Below are 17,952 nucleotides of genomic sequence, written 5' to 3' on the forward strand. Positions count from 1 at the left end.
TCATCGCTGCTCAAGCTGCTTGGAATCCGCCTCGCCATGTCGCGAGCATTTTGCGTGCCAGCCGTCCGGGCGCACCTGCACGATCATCCGCCGCCCACATGCCGCACAAAACCGCGGCGGCTCCAAGCCCAGTTGTGCCGCTGTCGGCACAAACAGTCCAGTCGACCCGTCCATCGATTCGCCGGTGTACACGTTGTACTTACCGGCGGCTACCGGTTCTGTACCCATCACGTACAGGCTATTGGTCACAGGCTGCTGTTGAGTGCCTTGATCGGCATCTGCAGATCGACTAGCAGTTCCAGGTCCGCCTCGGCCGGACGGCCTAGTGTCGTGAGGTAGTTGCCGACGATGACGGCATTGATACCGCCCAGAATGCCCTGCTTGGCCCCCAGATCACCCAGGGTGATCTCGCGTCCGCCGGCGAAGCGCAGCATCGTGCGCGGCAGCGCGAGACGGAATGCCGCCACGGCACGCAGTGCGTCCGCGGCGGGGAGCACCTCGAGGTCGCCGAATGGCGTTCCGGGGCGGGGGTTCAGGAAGTTCAGCGGAACCTCATCGGGTTCGAGCTCGGCCAGGTTCGCGGCGAATTCTGCGCGCTGCTCCAGCGTCTCGCCCATGCCGAGGATGCCGCCGCAGCAGACCTCCATGCCCGCCTCGCGAACCATCCTGAGGGTGTCCCAACGCTCCTCCCAGCTGTGGGTGGTCACCACATTGGGGAAATGCGACTTGGCGGTTTCGAGGTTGTGGTTGTACCGGTGCACACCCATCGCCGAGAGGCGGTCGACCTGCTCCTGGGTCAGCATGCCCAGCGAGCAGGCGATCTGAATGTCGACCTCATTGCGGATGGCCTCGATACCGGCCGCGACCTGAGCAAGCAGGCGCTCGTCGGGACCGCGCACGGCCGCCACGATGCAGAACTCGGTGGCACCGGACTTCGCGGTCTGTTTAGCGGCCTCGACCAGGCTCGGGATATCGAGCCAGGCGCTGCGCACAGGGGACGCGAACAGACCGGACTGTGAACAGAAATGGCAGTCCTCGGGGCAGCCACCGGTCTTGAGGCTGATGATGCCCTCGACCTCGACCTCCGGGCCGCACCACTGCATCCGAACCTCGTGCGCGAGCGCCAGCAGCTCTTCCAGGCGGTCGTCGGGGAGCTGTAGCACCCGCAGCACCTGATCCTGGGTGAGGCCTACCCCCTGCTCGAGCACCTGCTCACGGGCGATGGCCAGTACGTCGCGATCCATGTCGCCCGCGGTGGTTGCTTCGGCTGCCTGAGTCACGCAGCACTCCTCACAGTGTCTTGTCTTTATGTCTTGTCTCTGACGGTCCCAATCCTGAACGGTGTTCAGGTTAGAGTATTGCCATCACCGAGCCAAACAAGGGGCGCACTGCCCCGCTTAACCGACACGACCTGGTGCGCCGGGCCACCGCGATTCTGGACGACTACGGAATCGCGGATCTGACGATGCGCCGGCTCGCCCGCGAACTCGATATCGCACCGAGCGCGCTGTACTGGCACTTCGCGAACAAACAGCAGCTGCTCGGCGCGGTGGCCGATCATGTGTTGGCGCCGTTGGCGGAAACCGATTGTCGTGATGTGCCGTGGCAGCAGCGCGTCGATTTCCTGTGCTCCGCGCTGCGCGACGCACTGCTCTCCCACAAGGACGGCGCGGAGTTGGTGTCGGCGAGCTTCGCCTCGGGCCAAACCTCCCACATGATCACGGTGCTCAATCGCCTGGCCGAGGCCGCTGTCACCTCGGGATTAGGTGCGGTACCCGCCGCACTGGCCGCCCGCAGCATCGTCTATTACGTGCTGGGTTATGTGGCCGACGAACAGTCTCGGCTGCAGTGGGACTCTGCCGGCGCACTGGAAGATGGCCAGTCATACCTCGCCGACGGCGCGGCGCTGGCCGATCCCACCGCGCAGTTCGGCTTCGGAGTGCGCCTGCTTGTGGACGGGATCGACCATTTGGCCCGCCAGTCCAGCCCCATCAGCTAGCGGCCACCAGCTCAGACACCCACTGCGGGTCGAAAAGCGCCACGCTCAGCTCGGCGAACGCCGCGGGCATCAGCCGCGGCGCCCCCTCGGGAATCACCGCGCGCACCGGCGTCTTGAACTGATTCGCCAGTTCCTCACGGTTGAGTCGCTGCGGCAGGTCCGGCTCTGCCGGGAAACTCCCCACCACCAACCCGGCACAGGGAACTGACTGCGCCGCAAGGGCTTCCAGCGTGAGGGCGGTGTGATTCAGGGTGCCCAGGTCGGCGGTCGTCACCACCAGCACCGGCGCGTCGAGAACAATCGCCAGATCACGCAGCGTCTTACCACCCGCGGCCAGCTCCACCAGCAGACCTCCGGCTCCCTCAACCAGTGTCAATGCCCCGGGGCGATCGAGGGCGAAGATCGACGTGGCCATCTGGACGTGGTCGAGCAAGGCCAGACCGGCCCGCGACGCCGCCGCCACGGGAGCCAGCGGTTCGGGATAACGCGCCAAGGTCTCGACGCGTGTCACTCCGGACAGGCGGGCAACCTCATCGGCGTCACGGTCCTCACCGGTCTGCACCGGTTTGCATACCGTCACGTCGATGCCCTGACTCACCGCGGCCGCGGCCAGCGCCGCCGTTGCCACCGTCTTACCCACTCCCGTCGATGTTCCGGTGACCAGGAGGATCGTCACCGGCGGGCCAGCGCCAATACTCCGGCGAGCACCTCACGCACGCGATCCATATCGGCGCCGGTAAGCGAGGCCCGGGCCGTTAGGCGTAGCAGTGACTGCCCCTCGGGGACCGACGGCGGACGGAAACAGCCCACCCGCACCCCCTGATCCAGGCATGCCTTGGCAGCGTTGAACGCGATCGTCGGGTCACCGAGTACCACCGGCACCACCGCGGACTCGGGCGTGTCCGCCACACCACACCACTGACCCAGCGTCGCCGCGTGGTCGAGCACCGCGCGGACCCGTTCCGGTTCGTCGGCCATGAGCCGCAGCGCCGCCAACGCCGACCCGACCGCGGCAGGAGCGAGCCCGGTGTCGAAGATGAACGGCCGGGCGGCATCGATGAGGTGTGCCCGGACCGCCTCTGATCCCAGCACCGCCCCACCCTGGCTGCCCAGAGCCTTGGACAGTGTGACGGTGACGACGAGATCGTCGAAGCCGGCGAGACCGACTTCGGAGACCAGACCGCGCCCCCCGACCCCGCGTACGCCGAGTCCATGCGCCTCGTCGACAAGTAACACAGCTCCATGACTACGGCAGACCCGGTGCAGCTCGGTCAGCGGCGCGAGCGCACCATCGGCGCTGAAAACCGCGTCGGTGAGAACCAGTGCGCGTTCTTCGGGACGCTGCGCCAGAGCCGCCGCCACCGCCTGGGTGTCGCGATACGGAGTCACGACCACCCGTGCCCGCGATAGGCGGCACGCGTCGATCAGCGAGGCATGGGTGCGCGCATCGGAGACGATGAGCGTTCCGGGACCGGAAAGCGCGACGACCGCTCCGAGATTGGCGGTATAGCCCGAGGAGAACACCAGCGCCGAGGGCGCGCCCATAAAGGTCGCCAGCTCGCGCTCCAGCTCTTCATGCAGCTCGGTATTGCCGGTGACCAGGCGTGAACCGGTGGATCCGGCACCCCACATCCGCAGCGCCTCGACGCCGGCCTCGATGACCTGCGGATGGCACGCGAGGCCCAGATAGTCGTTGGACGCCAGATCGATCTCGGGCTCGGCGGCGCTGCGGGTACGAAGCCGCCGGCGCAGTCCGGCAGCCTCCCGTTGACGCTCGACCTCACCCAACCAGGCAAGCGGTGATGATGCCTCGCCCACCGGCGCCTCCTCTCCTGAACGGTGTTCAGGTTAGCGCACCGCCGATGCGGCTCCTACCGCCGTCGCAGCGCTCACCATCGCGCGCGTGATTCGATGGATCTCACCCTGATCGCAGATGTACGGCGGCATGGTGTAAATCAAGGTCCGGAAGGGGCGCAGCCATACGCCTTCGTCCAATGCCGCGTTGGTAGCGACGCGCATACCGTCCGTGCCCAACGGGTGTTCCATGTCGATGACTCCAATGGCACCACACACGCGCACGTCGGCGACCCCGTCGAGGTCTGCGGCGGGTGCCAGGCCCGCGCGTAATCCCCCGGATATCTCCGCGATCCGTGACTTCCAGTCCCCGGAGAGCAGTAGTTCGATCGAGGCGACCGCTACCGCACATGCCAACGGATTGGCCATGAAGGTCGGGCCGTGCATGAGTGCGCCCGCCGCGCCATCACTGATGGTGCGCGCGATCTTGGCGGTACACAGGGTGGCGGCCAAAGTGAGATAACCGCCGGTCATGGCCTTGCCGACGCACATGATGTCGGGGCTCACCCCGGCATGATCGGCGGCGAACAGCTCACCGGTGCGTCCGAAGCCCGTCGCGATCTCATCGAAGATCAGCAGCACACCGTGCCTGTCACACATGGCGCGCAGCTCTGCCAGGTAGCGCGGATCGTGGAACCGCATGCCCCCGGCACCCTGCACCACCGGTTCCACAATGACGGCCGCGAGTTCGGCGGCATGCTCCGACAGCTCTGCCTCGAAACGCTGGGTGTACTCCTCGTCGTACGCGCTGGGGACCCGCTCGGCGAAGACCTGTTTGGCCAGCACATCGGTCCATAACGAGTGCATGCCGCCCTCGGGGTCACACACACTCATCGGGGTGAAGGTGTCCCCGTGGTAGCCGCCACGCCAGGTCATCAGTCGATGTTTGGCGGGCAGTCCCAGGCTGCGCCAGTACTGCAGCGCCATCTTGATCGCCACCTCTACCGATACGGACCCCGAATCGGAGAAGAACACCGTTTCCAGACCGGGCGGGGTCAGCTCCACCAGCAGCTGCGCGAGCCGCGCCGCAGGCTCGTGGGTTAGCCCTCCGAACATGACGTGGCTCATCGACGCCACCTGCTCGGTCACCGCGCGATCCAGTTCGGGGTGACCGTGGCCGTGAATGCACGACCACCACGAGCTCATCGCGTCGAGCACCTCCGCGGGACGGCCATCGCGCACCACGGTGATGTTCGGACCACTGGCACTGGTCACCACCAGTGGCCGCTGGGTTGTGTCGGGATCGCCGATGCCGCTGTACGGATGCCACACATGCGCGGCATCGACTGCTTCGATCTCATCCGGTGTCAACCTCGGCACAGTCGTCGAGCCTGTCACAGACCCTCGATACGGAGCCATTCGCCTCACGCGCACACGCCGTTGGCGCGCACCTGCGGAGACTCTCGGCAACCATGGGTACATTGGGGGCGAAAATGTTCTTCGTCTCAGCAACCAAGCCTATGACCGATCCCGAGGTGCCACCCGCCCCGGCGGTCGACGCCACCCCAAAACTGAAGAGCGACAAGGGGTTTTACCGCCATGACCTCGATGGTTTGCGCGGTATCGCCATTTTTCTGGTCGCGGTGTTTCACGTGTGGTTCGGCCGGGTGTCGGGCGGAGTTGATGTCTTCTTAACCCTTTCGGGCTTTTTTTACGGCAGCAAGCTACTTCGCACAGCGACCACACAGGGAGCATCCCTCAACCCGATACCGGTACTGAAACGACTGGTTCGACGGTTGCTCCCCGCGCTGGTTCTCGTCTTGGCGGCCTGCGCCGTCCTCACTGTCCTGGTGCAGCCGGAAACTCGGTGGGAAACGTTCGCCGAGCAGAGCCTGGCCAGCCTGGGCTATTACCAGAACTGGGAGCTCGCCAATACCGCCGCCGACTATCTGGCGGCCAGCGAGTCGGTGAGCCCGCTGCAGCATCTCTGGTCGATGTCGGTGCAGGGGCAGTTCTACGTCGGCTTCCTGGCCTTGGTGTACCTACTGGCCGTTCTTCTGCGCAAACCACTCGGCCGGTACATGCGCCCCCTTCTCATCGCCGTCATCGCTGGCCTGACCGCCACATCCTTCGGATACGCGATCTACGCCCACCTCGACTTCCAGTCGATCGCCTACTACAACACGTTCGCGCGTGCCTGGGAGCTGCTGCTCGGTGTGCTGGTGGGCGCGTTGGTGGCGGGGACGCGCTGGCCGATGTGGCTTCGCCAGGTGCTCGGCCTCATCGCCGTGGCGGCGATTCTGTCCTGCGGTGCGCTCATCAACGGTGTGCGCGAGTTCCCAGGCCCGCTGGCGCTGGTGCCCGTCGTCGCCACCCTCGTCCTCATCTTGTCGGCGGCAAACCTGCCCACCGACACCCCACAACCGATCGCCAACCGATTCCTCGCCACCAGGCCGCTGGTTGAGCTGGGGTCGCTGGCCTACTCGCTGTATCTGTGGCACTGGCCGCTGCTGGTCTATTGGTTGGTCTACAGCGGACAACCCAAGGTCTCGTTGTGGGAGGGTGCCGCCATTCTGGGCATCTCCCTGGCGCTGGCCTACCTGACCAACAAATACGTTGAGACTCCCCTGCGGTACCCCCGGCTACTCCCAGAATCCTCCACGCTGTGGACCAGGCTGCGGCGCCCCACCCTGGCGCTGGGCACAGCGATCGTGGTGACGGCGGTCGCGCTGACCGCCACCTCGTTCACCTGGCTCGAACACGTCACCGTGCAGCGATCCAACGGCAAGGAGCTGTCCGGCCTGCGTCCACGGGACTACCCGGGCGCGGGAGCCCTGCTGTACGGCGACCGCGTGCCCGATCTGCCGATGCGGCCCACCACGCTGGAGGCCTCCGACGATCTACCGATGACCACTGAACAGGACTGCATCAGTGATTTCCGGAATCGGGCGGTCATCTCCTGTACCTACGGCAATCCGCACGCGACGCGCACCATCGCGCTGGCCGGTGGGTCACACGCCGAGCACTGGATCACCGCGCTCGACATCCTGGGCCGCCAGCACAACTTCAAGATCACCACATACCTCAAGATGGGCTGCCCGCTCAGCACCGAAGAGGTCCCTCGTATCGCCGGGTCGAACGACCCCTACCCCGATTGCAAGAAGTGGGTCGACGAGGTGATGTCACGGTTGATCAAGGAACACCCCGATTACGTGTTCACCACCACCACCCGCCCCCGCTCGGCCCTGGGCACTGGTGATGTGATGCCCGATAGCTATATGGGCATCTGGACGGCGTTCGATGAGGCTGGAATCCCTGTTCTCGGCATGCGCGATACCCCGTGGCTGATCGACAAGGACGGCACCACCTACACCGCGGCCGACTGCATCTCCGCAGGCGGAAACTCCGACTCATGCGCCATGGATCGCAATCGCGCGCTCGACGACGCCAATCCCACACTCGCCATCGCGAACCAGTTCCCGCTACTGAAGATCCTCGACATGACCAAGGCCGTGTGCCGTCCCGACAAATGCCGCGTGGTGGAAGGAAACGTGTTGGTGTATCACGATTCTCACCACATCTCGGCGACCTATATGCGGACCATGGCCAAGGAACTGGGACGGCAGATCGCGCTCGCGACCGGGTGGTGGCGGACGGCCCCGCCGGGCAAGTGAGCCGCGCGGTCCCGACCCCGGACCGATAGGGTCTATCAGCATGACCCTGCCACCACTTCAGGTATGGCCGGGCAACCCATATCCACTGGGTGCCACCTACGACGGAGCCGGTACCAACTTCTCACTGTTCTCCGAGGTGGCCACGGCCGTCGAGCTGTGCCTCATCGCCAAGGACGGCACGGAAAGCCGAGTGCCACTCGATGAGGTCGACGGGTACGTGTGGCACTGCTATCTGCCGACCATCTCCCCCGGCCAGCGTTACGGATTCCGGGTACACGGTCCCTGGGAGCCTGAGGCCGGGCACCGCTGCGACCCCAACAAGCTGCTCCTCGACCCGTACGGCAAGGCCTTTCACGGCGAGTTCGGCTACACCCCCGAGGCGGATCCGCCGCTGCTGTCCTACCAGACCGATCCACTGGACACCGAGGCACTAGTCGCGCGAGACTCGCTGGGCCACACCATGACCTCCGTCGTCATCAACCCGTACTTTGACTGGGGTTCGGATCGTCGCCCGCGCACCCCGTACCACGAGACGGTCATCTACGAAGCCCATGTCAAGGGCATGACACAGACTCATCCAGGGGTTCCCGAGGAGCTCAGAGGCACCTACGCCGGTCTGGCGCATCCGGTCGTCATCGAGCACCTGCGTTCCCTCGGTGTCACCGCCATTGAACTGATGCCCGTGCACCAGTTCTTCCACGACAGCCGGCTGATTGCCCTCGGGTTGCGAAACTATTGGGGGTACAACACCTTCGGATTCCTGGCTCCGCATGCGGGGTACGCGTCGTCGCCGCACGCGGGCGGCGCCGTCGCCGAATTCAAGGCAATGGTTCGCGCTCTGCACGAGGCGGGTATCGAGGTCATCCTCGACGTCGTCTACAACCACACGGCCGAGGGCGATCACATCGGCCCAACCCTGAGTTTCCGCGGCATCGATAATCGCGCCTACTACAAACTCAACGACGACAACCTCGCGCGCTACACCGACTACACCGGGACGGGAAACAGTCTCAACGCTCGCCACCCGCACACGTTGCAGCTCATCATGGACTCGCTGCGCTACTGGGTCACCGAAATGCATGTCGACGGATTCCGGTTCGACCTGGCCTCAACCCTGGCCCGCGAGTTGCATGACGTCGATCGCCTGTCCGCCTTTTTCGACCTGGTGCAGCAAGACCCGATCGTCAGTCAGGTCAAACTGATCGCCGAGCCCTGGGATATCGGCGAGGGCGGATACCAGGTGGGCAACTTCCCCGGCTTGTGGACCGAATGGAACGGCAAGTTCCGCGATACCGTCCGCGATTACTGGCGTGGACAGCCCGCGACGCTCGGAGAGTTCGCCTCTCGGCTCACTGGCTCCTCCGACCTGTACGAGGCCACCGGGCGCCGTCCCAGTGCGAGCATCAACTTCGTCACCGCGCACGACGGCTTCACCCTGAGAGATCTGGTCTCGTACAACGAAAAGCACAACGAGGCCAACGGCGAGAACAATCAGGATGGGGAAACCTACAACCGCTCGTGGAACTGCGGTGTGGAGGGTCCCACCGACGACCCGGCGATTATCGCGCTGCGCGCGCGCCAGATGCGCAACATCTTCGCGACCCTGGTGCTGAGTCAGGGCACGCCGATGCTCTCGCATGGCGATGAGATCGGCCGCACCCAGCTGGGCAATAACAATGTGTACTGCCAGGATTCGACGCTGTCCTGGATGGACTGGGAGCTGGCTGCGACGAATTCTGACCTGCTGCAATTCGCCAGAACGGTAATCGCGCTGCGTAAACAGCACCCTGTGTTCCGCCGCCGCCGCTTCTTCGCCGGACGACCGATTCGCGAGGGCGAGGAAGTACGGGATATCGCGTGGCTGACACCCGCGGGCGAGGAAATGACCACCGCCGACTGGGACAGCGGTTTCGGCAAGAGTCTGGCCGTCTTCCTCAACGGCGATGCGATTCCGGAACCCAACGCACGCGGGGAACGCGTCTCCGGAGACTCATTCCTGCTGTGCTTCAACGCCTATGACGAGCCACTGGATTTCGTGACGCCCGACGGCGACTACGCGACGCAATGGACTGCGGTGCTCGACACCGGAGAACCGGACGGCCAGTGCTCGGCCGTGGTTGACGCCGGCAAGGCCGTGCGCGTACAGGACCGCGCCCTGGTCGTCCTGCGCAAGAGCGGATAGCCGGCGCTACGTCAGATAGCGGAACGCCGCCGAATCCGGTTCCAGCCGTTCGATATCGAGGTCCGACGCGTACATCCGATCCAGCAAGCCCGCGAGATCGTCGGCATTGCTGAGCTCGATGCCCACCAGGGCCGCACCCATCTCGCGGTTATTCCGCTTGACGTACTCGAACAGCGTGATGTCGTCGTTGGGCCCGAGTATGTCCCCCAGGAATCGGCGCAACGCACCCGGCTCCTGCGGGAAGTCGACGAGGAAGTAGTGCTTGAGTCCCAGGTGCACCAACGAGCGCTCCAGGATCTCGCCGTACCGCGAAACATCGTTGTTCCCACCGGAAATCAGGCAGACAACCGTCTCCCCCGGAGTCAGGTCCAGTTCTGGCAACGCGGCGACCGACAGGGCACCTGCGGGCTCGGCGATGATGCCCTCGTTCTGATAAAGCTCGAGCATCGCCGTGCAGGCCGCGCCTTCGTCAACGGTCATCAAGGTGAGCGCTTCACCTGCCGCGGCCAGTAGTCCGTATGGAACCGCTCCGGCAACCTGTACAGCGCAGCCGTCCACAAAGGGGTCAACATGGTCGAGTGGGACCGGCCCACCCGCCCGCATGGCGGCGGCCATACATGCGGCGCCCGCCGGCTCAACACCGACGACCCGTACCTGCGGCGCCCGCTCCCGCAGGTACGTCACGATTCCGGAGATACACCCACCGCCGCCGACAGGGACCACCACGACGTCCGGATGAACGTCAAGCTGGTCCAAGATCTCGGCGGCAATGGTGCCCTGCCCGGCGATGGTCCGGGGATCGTCGAATGCCGGGACCAGGGTGGCACCGGTACGTTCGGCATCGGCCTTGGCCGCCGCAGCCGCCTCGTCGTAACCATGTCCCACCGCGATGAGCTCCACGAATCCGTTGCCGTGGTAGATGATTCGCTGACGCTTCTGCTTAGGAGTCTTACTGGGGATGTACACACGACCATGCACGCCCATCGACTTGCACGCCAGCGCGAATCCCTGCGCGTGGTTACCCGCGCTGGAGCACACCACACCGGCGGCCTTCTCCTCGTCGCTGAGCTGCATCAAGAGGTTGAAGGCGCCGCGCAGTTTGTACGACCGAACCGACTGCAGATCTTCGCGTTTGAGATACACGTTGGCCCCGGTGAGCGCGGAAAGCCGATCGGCGTGCTGGACGGGAGTCGGGTGCACCACCTCGTCGATGCGTTTGGCCGCCGCATCGATATCGCTGGCAGTGACGGCCTGGGCCGTGCTCAAGAGACTGGCGTCAGCACGAAAACCGGGATCTGACGGTCGGTCTTGGTCTGGTATTCCGCATACGGCGGGTACGCCTCCACGGCACGGTCCCACCATGGCGCCTTCTCGTCGCCGAAGACCTCGCGGGCTTGGTAGTCCTTGGTGATACTGCCGTCCTGCAGCTCGACGAGCGGGTTCTCTTTCACGTTGTAGTACCACACGGGGTTCTTGGGTGCGCCGCCCAGCGAGGCGACGATGGCGTACTCGCCGTCGTGCTCCACCCGCATGAGTGCGATCTTGCGCAGCTTGCCGGACTTGGCACCCAGCGTGGTCAGCAAGATGACCGGCATGTCCGCGATGGTGATGCCGTCGGTGGTCCCGCTCTCGATAATCCTGGCCACCTGCTTCTGCGACCAATCGAGTCCACTGGGTTCGTATTCACCGGTTAATGGCATGCCGACAACTGTATCGCTCCATCTACAGGGGAATCACGCCGATAACGAGAACGCCGGGGAGCCCGCCAGCACCCGACTGCCCCCGCGACTTTGTTCTATCACCCATGACCGGAGTGTTCGGTTGACCGAACTTCCCCGTTAGGCATATCCTCTATTTATGACAACCTTCGAGCGCGCGGCACATGGGGTGCGGTCGGTGGATGTCGCGGGCGCGGCATGGGCCCCCTACAAGCTGCTGGCCCTCGGAGCCGGCACGGCAGTCTTCGTGGCAGCGCTCTTGCTGGTGGCGTCAATGTCGACCGCAGCACTCTCCGCCAGTGCCGTGGCCAGCATGGTCTGGCTCGCGGGCTCGCTCATTCACTGAGCGGAACCTCTCCACGGGGTGTAATACATCCCCATGTCTTCGCCAAGTGAATCGGCTGCCGAACGCCCTGTCGGGCAGCGCATGGAACGGCTTGCCCACGAGGTGACCGATGACGTGCTGGCCGCCGAAAAACATCTGCCGTCCTGGCTGCGCCCTGGTGCCCCCGAAAGCCGAATACCGGTTCTCGCCGCTCTCCTGGCGGCGATCGGCCTGCAGCTGGCTATCCCCGCACAGTTCAATCTGACGCCGCGCTGGCCATTGCCCGCTCTTGAGTTCGCGCTGCTGCTCGTTCTGGTGATCCTCAACCCGATAAAGTTCACGCGGTCAACGACTCTCGGGCGTTGGGCGACCTATCTGCTGATCGCTGCCATTACCGCCGACAACACCATCTCGGCGGCACTGCTGGATTACAAGATCGTGACGGGGCAGATGGGTGACAACCCGCGCGTGCTCCTCGGCAGTGGTCTGGCGATCTTCATCACCAACGTCATCGTATTCGGTATGTGGTACTGGGAGTTTGACCGTGGCGGCCCCTTCGCCCGCCGCACCCCCGAACGCCCGCATCCTGACTTCATGTTTCCCCAGATGGCCAATCCCGAACTCGCGCCGCCGGATTGGCGGCCGAAATTCCCCGATTACCTGTACGTGAGCTTCACCAACGTCGTCGCGTTCTCCCCCACCGACACCATGCCGCTCTCGCGGTGGGCCAAGATGCTGATGACGCTGCAATCAATCGTGGCGCTATCCACAGTGGCACTGGTGCTCGCCCGCGCCGTGAACATTCTGGGCTAGCCGTGATCTCACAGGACTCCGTCCCGACATCGGACGACCCCGGCACCCTCAACCGGGTTCTTCACCTGGCCACGATGATCGCGGTGAACGCGATTCCACTTACCGGCTGGTTCGTGGGCGGCTGGTCGGCTGGCACGACGCTCGCGGTCTACTGGTTCGAGACCGTGGTGGCATCGATGTTCGTCGCACTCCGGGCCCTGCTGCACAAGCGGTGGAGTCCGCGCCGCGGACACTTCCGGTACGAGGCACCCGGGCCGGACCGGAGCTACTCACGCACCTCTTTCGTCAAGGGATTCCTGTTCACGACGCTCGTGTTCTCGGCGGCGCATGGGTTCTTTCTCGCGGTCATCATTTTTCTGCTCACCCACAACGGCAAGGCCGCACTGATCGGTATCGACTGGCGCAGTGTGGGATTCGGGTGCCTCCAGGTGCTCATCGCGCTGGCCGTCGACTTTCTGGTGGATCTCCCCTCCCTGCGCCGATGGTCCTTCTGGCAGCTGGAAGTGATGGCGAGTCGCGGATTCATGCGAGTTGCCGTCGTGCATCTCACTCTGATCTTCGGGATGTTCGCGGTCGCTGTCACCGACGCACCGTCAGCACTGTTCGGGGTGTTCGTCGTCCTGAAGACCATGTATTCGCTCAGCGTCACCTTCCCGCAATGGGAGCCCGCTACCCCGCCCCGCTGGCTCAGTGGTGCGATGAATCGGATCCCGAGCGCACGTCCAGGACTGACTTTCGAGCAGCAATGGGTCAAAGACCGCAAGGACGAGACCGCACGCCGAAAGAAGAACGAAGAGCCGTGGACGGGGAAGCGGCGCTAACCGCTGGTCAGATCGGGTCGCTGCTGGAGTAGGTGTCGTTCGACTCCGGGCGCGCACCATAGCGCTGGGCATAGGTCTCGTGCTTGCGCGCGTGCTTCTCGCGGTTCCCGATGTCGGCGAGCTTGGGATCCAGATCGTGCTGGGCCAACCGGTAACGGCGCCAAATCTTGTTGAGAGCGTGCGTCATCAGGATCGCCCAGACGTAGATGGGCAGGGTGATCGCGACGTGCAGGAGCAATCCACCCGGTAGGAGCCAAAACGGAGCCAAGATGAAATGCGGCGGGATCACGTATCGGATCATGTGCCGCCGAATGGCCCCGGGACCGGACAGATCGTTGGCCACCCAGTCCCGCATCGAGTCGGGCAATCGCCTTCCGTAGGCGTAGGTGATGTACTGCCCTGCGGTGGGCCGATCGGTCGTCATACCAACTCCTGCGCGTCTGAGGCAGCGCTTCGCTGAAGGGGCCGGTAATACAGCCCCTGCTGAATACCGCTAGGGCCCCGACGAGCGCCGTCAGGAACTATAGACGCGCCCCTGTCCCGCGGTGTTGTCGGGTTGCTAATCTATGCAAGTTGTTGTGTGGTGAGGTGGACTTGAGATGGATGCACGTCAGCCGCTGTATCGGATGAAGGCGGATTTCTTCAAGACGTTGGGACATCCCGTGCGGATACGTGTGCTGGAACTGCTCAGCGAACGCGATCGGGCCGTCTCGGAGATGTTGCCCGAAGTAGGTATCGAGGCAGCGAATCTGTCGCAGCAGTTGGCCGTGCTCCGGCGTGCCGGCCTGGTGACAGCCCGTCGCGAAGGACTCTCCGTGCTGTACACGTTGACATCACCACGAGTGGCGGAGCTGCTGGCCACCGCGCGCAAGATCTTGACCGGCGTGGTCGCCGATCAAGCCGAATGGCTCGATCCCGTCTCCGCGGAGGTCGCGCAGAGCCGCCGTGGAGAACTAGCCGCCCAGGCAGCCCGGCCCGAGTAACGCCTTGAGATCCCCCATCAGGGCCGACGACGGCGTCACCCGAAGCGACTGATCGAGCTCCAGCGTGGTGACGCGCTCCCCACTGATCAAACGCAGATGGACCTGGTTGGTACCGGGATGCCGCGCCAGCACTTGCTTGAGTGCGGTGACCTTGTCGATGGTGCACTGCCTGGTCGGCAACGTGACGGCGACCGGACGGTCGTCCGATGCTTGCGAGAAGTCGGGCACCACAAGGTCATTGGCGATCAGGGAGATTCTGTCATCGCGTATCGCCACCTTCGCGTTCACCAGAACCACCGCGTCGTCGGCTATCTCGGCGCCGTAGACCGAGTAGGCCTGCGGGAAGAAGAGCACCTCGATACCACCCGTGAGGTCCTCCAGCTGCGCGGACGCCCAGGGCATGCCGTTCTTGTTCACGCGACGATTGACCGAGGCGAGAATCCCGCCCACACGCACCTGGGTGTCGTTGGCGATATCGCCTTCGAGGATCGTGGGAATCTGGGTGTCCGTTTGGCGACCCAGCAGGTGTGCCACCCCATTGAGTGGATGCCCGGATACGTACAGGCCCAGCATTTCTCGCTCGAGGGCGAGCTTGTGCTTCTCTTCCCATTCGTCGTCCGGCACCTTGATGGCGAAGACGTTGGCCGCGTCGGCGTCGTCGTCGCCCGCACCGCCGAAGAGATCGAACTGCCCCATCGCTTCGGCCTTCTTGGTGCCCAGCACCGAGTCGACGGCATCGGACTGGACGAGGAACAGCCCCTTGCGGGAATGCCCTAGCGAGTCAAAGGCCCCCGCCTTCACCAGCGATTCCGTGACCTTCTTATTGCAGGCCGCGATGTCAATCTTGTGCAGGTAGTCGGAGAAGTCGGTGAAGGCACCCTTCGATTCTCGGGTCGCGATGAGCGACTGCACCACATTGGCGCCGACATTGCGGACACCGCCGAGGCCGTAGCGGATGTCCGCGCCCACCGATGCGAAGTTGTGCACCGACTCGTTGACGTCTGGGGGCAGCACCGTGATGCCCAGACGACGGCAGTCGGCGAGGTAGACGGCGGCCTTGTCCTTGTCGTCGCCGACGGAGGTGAGCAGGCCGGCCATGTATTCGCCCGGGTAATTGGCCTTGAGATAGGCGGTCCAGAACGACACCAATCCGTACCCGGCGGCATGCGATTTGTTGAATGCGTACCCGGCGAACGGAAGAATGGTGTCCCACAACGCCTTAACGGCCTTTTCGGAGAAGCCGTTGTTGGTCATGCCTTCGTAGAAGCCCTTGTACTCAGCCTCCAGGACCTCGAGCTTCTTCTTACCCATGGCCTTGCGCAGCGCATCGGCCTTACCCATCGAGTACGAGGCGACCTTCTGGGCGATGAACATGATCTGCTCTTGGTAGACGATCAGACCGTAGGTCTCCGAGAGGATGTCCTTGAGGGGCTCTTCCAGCTCGGGGTGAATCGGCTTGATCGGCTGGCGACCATTCTTGCGGTCGGCGTAGTCGTTGTGCGCGTTCATGCCCATCGGGCCGGGGCGGTATAGCGCCAGCACGGCCACGATGTCGTTGAAACCGGTGGGCTGCATGCGGCGCAGCAGATCCCGCATGGGCCCGCCGTCGAGCTGGAACACACCGAGGGTGTCACCGCGGGACAGTAATTCGTAGGTGGCCGGATCTTCCAGCGGCAGATGATCCAGGTCCAGGTCGATGCCCCGGTTGGCCTTGATGTTGTCCAGCGCATCACCAATGACGGTGAGGTTGCGCAACCCCAGGAAGTCCATCTTCAGCAGGCCAATGGCCTCACACGACGGGTAGTCCCAGCCGGTGATGATGGCGCCGTCCTGCGCGCGCCGCCACAGCGGAATCGCCTCGGTGAGTGGCTCCGAGCTCATGATGACCGCGCACGCGTGCACACCGGCGTTACGGATCAGCCCTTCCAGGCCGCGTGCGGTCTGGAAGATGGTGCGCACGTCCGGATCGGTGTCGATCAAGGTGCGAACCTCGGCGGCTTCCTTGTACCGCTCATGTTCCGGGTCGGTGATACCCCACACCGGGATGTCCTTGGCCATGATCGGCGGTGGCAGCGCCTTGGTGATGCGGTCGGCGATGGCGAAACCTGGCTGCCCGTAGTGGATACGTGCCGAGTCCTTCAGCGCCGCCTTGGTCTTGATCGTGCCGAAGGTGATGACCTGTGCCACCCGGTCACTGCCCCATTTATCGGTGGCATACCGAACCATCTCGCCGCGGCGACGGTCGTCGAAGTCGATATCGATATCGGGTGCCGACGGCCGCTCCGGATTGAGGAAGCGCTCGAACAGCAGCCCGTGCGGGATCGGGTCGATATTGGTGATGCCGAGCGCGTAGGCGACCAGCGATCCGGCCGCCGATCCACGGCCCGGGCCAACCCTGATACCGACTTCCTTGGCATGTGTGACGAGGTCGCCGACGACGAGAAAGTATGCGGGAAAGCCCTTTTGCTTGATGACGTCGAGCTCGTAGTGCGCACGGGTGAAATACTCGTCGGGCACTCCGCCGGCAATGCCATGGAAGCGACGCTCCAGCCCGCGGTCGACTTCCTTACGCAGCCAGGAGTCTTGGTCTTCACCTTCCGGCACCGGAAACACCGGCATGCGGTCCTTGAAGCTCCAGACATCCTCATACGACTGCACCCGCTCCGCAATCAGCAGGGTGTTGTCACACGCGCCCGGGACGGAGTCGTCCCACAAGTCACGCATCTCGGAGGCCGGCTTCAGGAAGTAGCCGTCACCGTCGAACTTGAAACGCGTGGGGTCCGACATCGTCTTGCCGGTCTGCACGCACAGCAACGCCTCGTGATTATGCGCATGGTCCTTGGTGACGTAGTGACAGTCGTTGGTGGCCAAGGGCGGTATGCCGAGCTTCTTGCCCACCTCCAGCAGGCCCTCGCGCACCCGGCGCTCGATGGACAGCCCGTGATCCATCAGCTCCAGGAAGAAGTTGTCCTTACCGAAGATCTCCTGCCACTTAGCCGCAGCAGCAAGCGCCTCGTCTTCTTGTCCCAGCCGTAGCCGGGTCTGCACTTCACCCGAGGGACATCCGGTGGTGGCGATGATGCCGCTCGCGTGTTCGGCGATGAGCTCGGCGTCCATCCGGGCCCACTTGCCGAGCTGACCCTCGAACGAGGCCAGGGAGGACAGCTTGAACAGGTTGCGCAGGCCCGTCGCATTCTCGGCGACCATCGTCATATGGGTGTACGAACCCGAACCGGACACGTCATCGGACTTCTGTCCCGGATCGCCCCAGAAGACGCGCTTGGTGTCGAACCGCGAGGCGGGTGCGATGTAGGCCTCGATGCCGATGATGGGCTTGACCCCGGTGGCCGTGGCCACGTTGTAGAACTCGCTCGCGCCGTACATGTTTCCGTGGTCGGTCATGCCGACCGCCGACATGCCCAGGCGCTCCACCTCCGCGAGCATCGGCTTGATCTTCGCGGCACCATCGAGCATCGAGTACTCGGTGTGGTTGTGCAGGTGCACGAACGAAGAATTCGAGGAGCTCACACGTGCCTTTCGTACCGACCCACGATGGGGGCGTCAATCGCTAGAGGGGTCAGTTTATGGCGAGGGTCCGACAGTCTCGGGCGTGTCGGGGGTGTGTCGCCTGGCTCATCCAGCT

At 64.2% G+C, this 17,952-nt stretch carries 16 protein-coding genes; 7 read left to right on the top strand and 9 right to left on the bottom strand.

Going from position 1 to position 17,952, the window contains the following annotated elements; translation table 11 throughout:
- Complete coding sequence (gene bsaP, locus B4394_RS17970) at positions 1 to 228, bottom strand: biotin synthase auxiliary protein BsaP (protein WP_139360283.1); 228 nt, start codon at positions 226 to 228, stop codon at positions 1 to 3.
- 17 nt (positions 229 to 245) lie between these two features.
- Positions 246 to 1,244, bottom strand: a complete 999-nt coding sequence (gene bioB, locus B4394_RS17975; protein ID WP_078315918.1) for a biotin synthase BioB — start codon at positions 1,242 to 1,244, stop codon at positions 246 to 248.
- A 113-nt stretch (positions 1,245 to 1,357) separates the two neighbouring features.
- Between bioB and B4394_RS17980 the strand changes: the two genes are divergently transcribed.
- Positions 1,358 to 1,999: a TetR family transcriptional regulator gene (locus tag B4394_RS17980; RefSeq protein ID WP_078312035.1), complete on the top strand. Its 642-nt coding sequence runs from the start codon at positions 1,358 to 1,360 to the stop codon at positions 1,997 to 1,999.
- On the opposite strand, the gene bioD is transcribed toward B4394_RS17980, so the two are convergent.
- From bioD to B4394_RS17995, 3 genes are read right to left on the bottom strand one after another with little or no spacing between them, the layout of a single operon-like run.
- Entirely contained in the window at positions 1,992 to 2,675 is a 684-nt protein-coding gene (bioD, locus tag B4394_RS17985) for a dethiobiotin synthase (protein WP_078315858.1), read from the bottom strand. The genes B4394_RS17980 and bioD overlap by 8 nt on opposite strands.
- Positions 2,672 to 3,817: an 8-amino-7-oxononanoate synthase gene (locus B4394_RS17990; protein ID WP_078312033.1), complete on the bottom strand. Its 1,146-nt coding sequence runs from the start codon at positions 3,815 to 3,817 to the stop codon at positions 2,672 to 2,674. Before B4394_RS17990 ends, bioD begins: the two co-directional genes overlap by 4 nt.
- Positions 3,818 to 3,847: 30 nt before the next feature.
- Complete coding sequence (locus B4394_RS17995; protein ID WP_078315919.1) at positions 3,848 to 5,164, bottom strand: adenosylmethionine--8-amino-7-oxononanoate transaminase; 1,317 nt, start codon at positions 5,162 to 5,164, stop codon at positions 3,848 to 3,850.
- 122 nt (positions 5,165 to 5,286) lie between these two features.
- On the opposite strand from B4394_RS17995, the gene sucT reads away from it, so the two are divergent.
- Both sucT and glgX read left to right on the top strand, forming a co-directional pair.
- Positions 5,287 to 7,467, top strand: coding sequence for an acetyltransferase SucT (sucT, locus tag B4394_RS18000; protein WP_078315859.1), 2,181 nt, complete (start codon positions 5,287 to 5,289; stop codon positions 7,465 to 7,467).
- 40 nt (positions 7,468 to 7,507) lie between these two features.
- On the top strand, positions 7,508 to 9,649 hold the full coding sequence (glgX, locus tag B4394_RS18005) for a glycogen debranching protein GlgX (protein ID WP_078315860.1): 2,142 nt from the start codon (positions 7,508 to 7,510) through the stop codon (positions 9,647 to 9,649).
- Positions 9,650 to 9,655: 6 nt separating this feature from the next.
- On the opposite strand, the gene ilvA is transcribed toward glgX, so the two are convergent.
- Together ilvA and B4394_RS18015 are read right to left on the bottom strand one after the other, a co-directional pair.
- Complete coding sequence (ilvA, locus tag B4394_RS18010) at positions 9,656 to 10,915, bottom strand: threonine ammonia-lyase IlvA (RefSeq protein WP_078315861.1); 1,260 nt, start codon at positions 10,913 to 10,915, stop codon at positions 9,656 to 9,658.
- On the bottom strand, positions 10,912 to 11,349 hold the full coding sequence (locus B4394_RS18015) for a nitroreductase family deazaflavin-dependent oxidoreductase (RefSeq protein ID WP_078315862.1): 438 nt from the start codon (positions 11,347 to 11,349) through the stop codon (positions 10,912 to 10,914). Before B4394_RS18015 ends, ilvA begins: the two co-directional genes overlap by 4 nt.
- Before the next feature lie 157 nt (positions 11,350 to 11,506).
- Between B4394_RS18015 and B4394_RS18020 the strand changes: the two genes are divergently transcribed.
- The 3 genes from B4394_RS18020 to B4394_RS18030 are packed head-to-tail and all read left to right on the top strand — an operon-like array spanning position 11,507 to position 13,326.
- A complete protein-coding gene (locus B4394_RS18020) occupies positions 11,507 to 11,713 on the top strand; it encodes a hypothetical protein (protein WP_078315863.1) in 207 nt (68 codons plus the stop codon).
- Positions 11,714 to 11,746: 33 nt separating this feature from the next.
- The gene (locus B4394_RS18025; RefSeq protein ID WP_078315864.1) at positions 11,747 to 12,505 is read left to right on the top strand and encodes a hypothetical protein; all 759 of its coding nucleotides are present in this window, start codon (positions 11,747 to 11,749) and stop codon (positions 12,503 to 12,505) included.
- Positions 12,506 to 12,507: 2 nt separating this feature from the next.
- Positions 12,508 to 13,326: a DUF6498-containing protein gene (locus B4394_RS18030; RefSeq protein ID WP_078315865.1), complete on the top strand. Its 819-nt coding sequence runs from the start codon at positions 12,508 to 12,510 to the stop codon at positions 13,324 to 13,326.
- A 7-nt stretch (positions 13,327 to 13,333) separates the two neighbouring features.
- On the opposite strand, the gene B4394_RS18035 is transcribed toward B4394_RS18030, so the two are convergent.
- Positions 13,334 to 13,750 carry a DUF5313 domain-containing protein gene (locus B4394_RS18035; RefSeq protein WP_078295613.1) on the bottom strand — a complete coding sequence of 139 codons (417 nt, stop codon included), beginning with the start codon at positions 13,748 to 13,750 and terminating at the stop codon, positions 13,334 to 13,336.
- Positions 13,751 to 13,925: 175 nt separating this feature from the next.
- On the opposite strand from B4394_RS18035, the gene B4394_RS18040 reads away from it, so the two are divergent.
- Positions 13,926 to 14,309 carry an ArsR/SmtB family transcription factor gene (locus B4394_RS18040; RefSeq protein ID WP_078312025.1) on the top strand — a complete coding sequence of 128 codons (384 nt, stop codon included), beginning with the start codon at positions 13,926 to 13,928 and terminating at the stop codon, positions 14,307 to 14,309.
- Here B4394_RS18040 and dnaE read toward each other — a convergent pair.
- Positions 14,280 to 17,837: a DNA polymerase III subunit alpha gene (gene dnaE / locus B4394_RS18045; RefSeq protein WP_078312024.1), complete on the bottom strand. Its 3,558-nt coding sequence runs from the start codon at positions 17,835 to 17,837 to the stop codon at positions 14,280 to 14,282. The genes B4394_RS18040 and dnaE overlap by 30 nt on opposite strands.
- Positions 17,838 to 17,952 lie beyond the last annotated feature (115 nt).

Source organism: Mycobacterium sp. D16Q16 (assembly GCF_002013745.1).
GTDB lineage: Bacteria > Actinomycetota > Actinomycetes > Mycobacteriales > Mycobacteriaceae > Mycobacterium.

Excerpts from the sequence above, each read along its gene's own strand:
- bsaP (WP_139360283.1), bottom strand. The coding sequence starts at position 228 with ATGGGTACAGAACCGGTAGCCGCCGGTAAGTACAACGTGTACACCGGC.
- bioB (WP_078315918.1), bottom strand. The coding sequence starts at position 1,244 with ATGGATCGCGACGTACTGGCCATCGCCCGTGAGCAGGTGCTCGAGCAG.
- sucT (WP_078315859.1), top strand. The coding sequence starts at position 5,287 with ATGTTCTTCGTCTCAGCAACCAAGCCTATGACCGATCCCGAGGTGCCA.
- glgX (WP_078315860.1), top strand. The coding sequence starts at position 7,508 with ATGACCCTGCCACCACTTCAGGTATGGCCGGGCAACCCATATCCACTG.
- B4394_RS18015 (WP_078315862.1), bottom strand. The coding sequence starts at position 11,349 with ATGCCATTAACCGGTGAATACGAACCCAGTGGACTCGATTGGTCGCAG.
- B4394_RS18020 (WP_078315863.1), top strand. The coding sequence starts at position 11,507 with ATGACAACCTTCGAGCGCGCGGCACATGGGGTGCGGTCGGTGGATGTC.
- B4394_RS18025 (WP_078315864.1), top strand. The coding sequence starts at position 11,747 with ATGTCTTCGCCAAGTGAATCGGCTGCCGAACGCCCTGTCGGGCAGCGC.
- B4394_RS18035 (WP_078295613.1), bottom strand. The coding sequence starts at position 13,750 with ATGACGACCGATCGGCCCACCGCAGGGCAGTACATCACCTACGCCTAC.
- B4394_RS18040 (WP_078312025.1), top strand. The coding sequence starts at position 13,926 with ATGGATGCACGTCAGCCGCTGTATCGGATGAAGGCGGATTTCTTCAAG.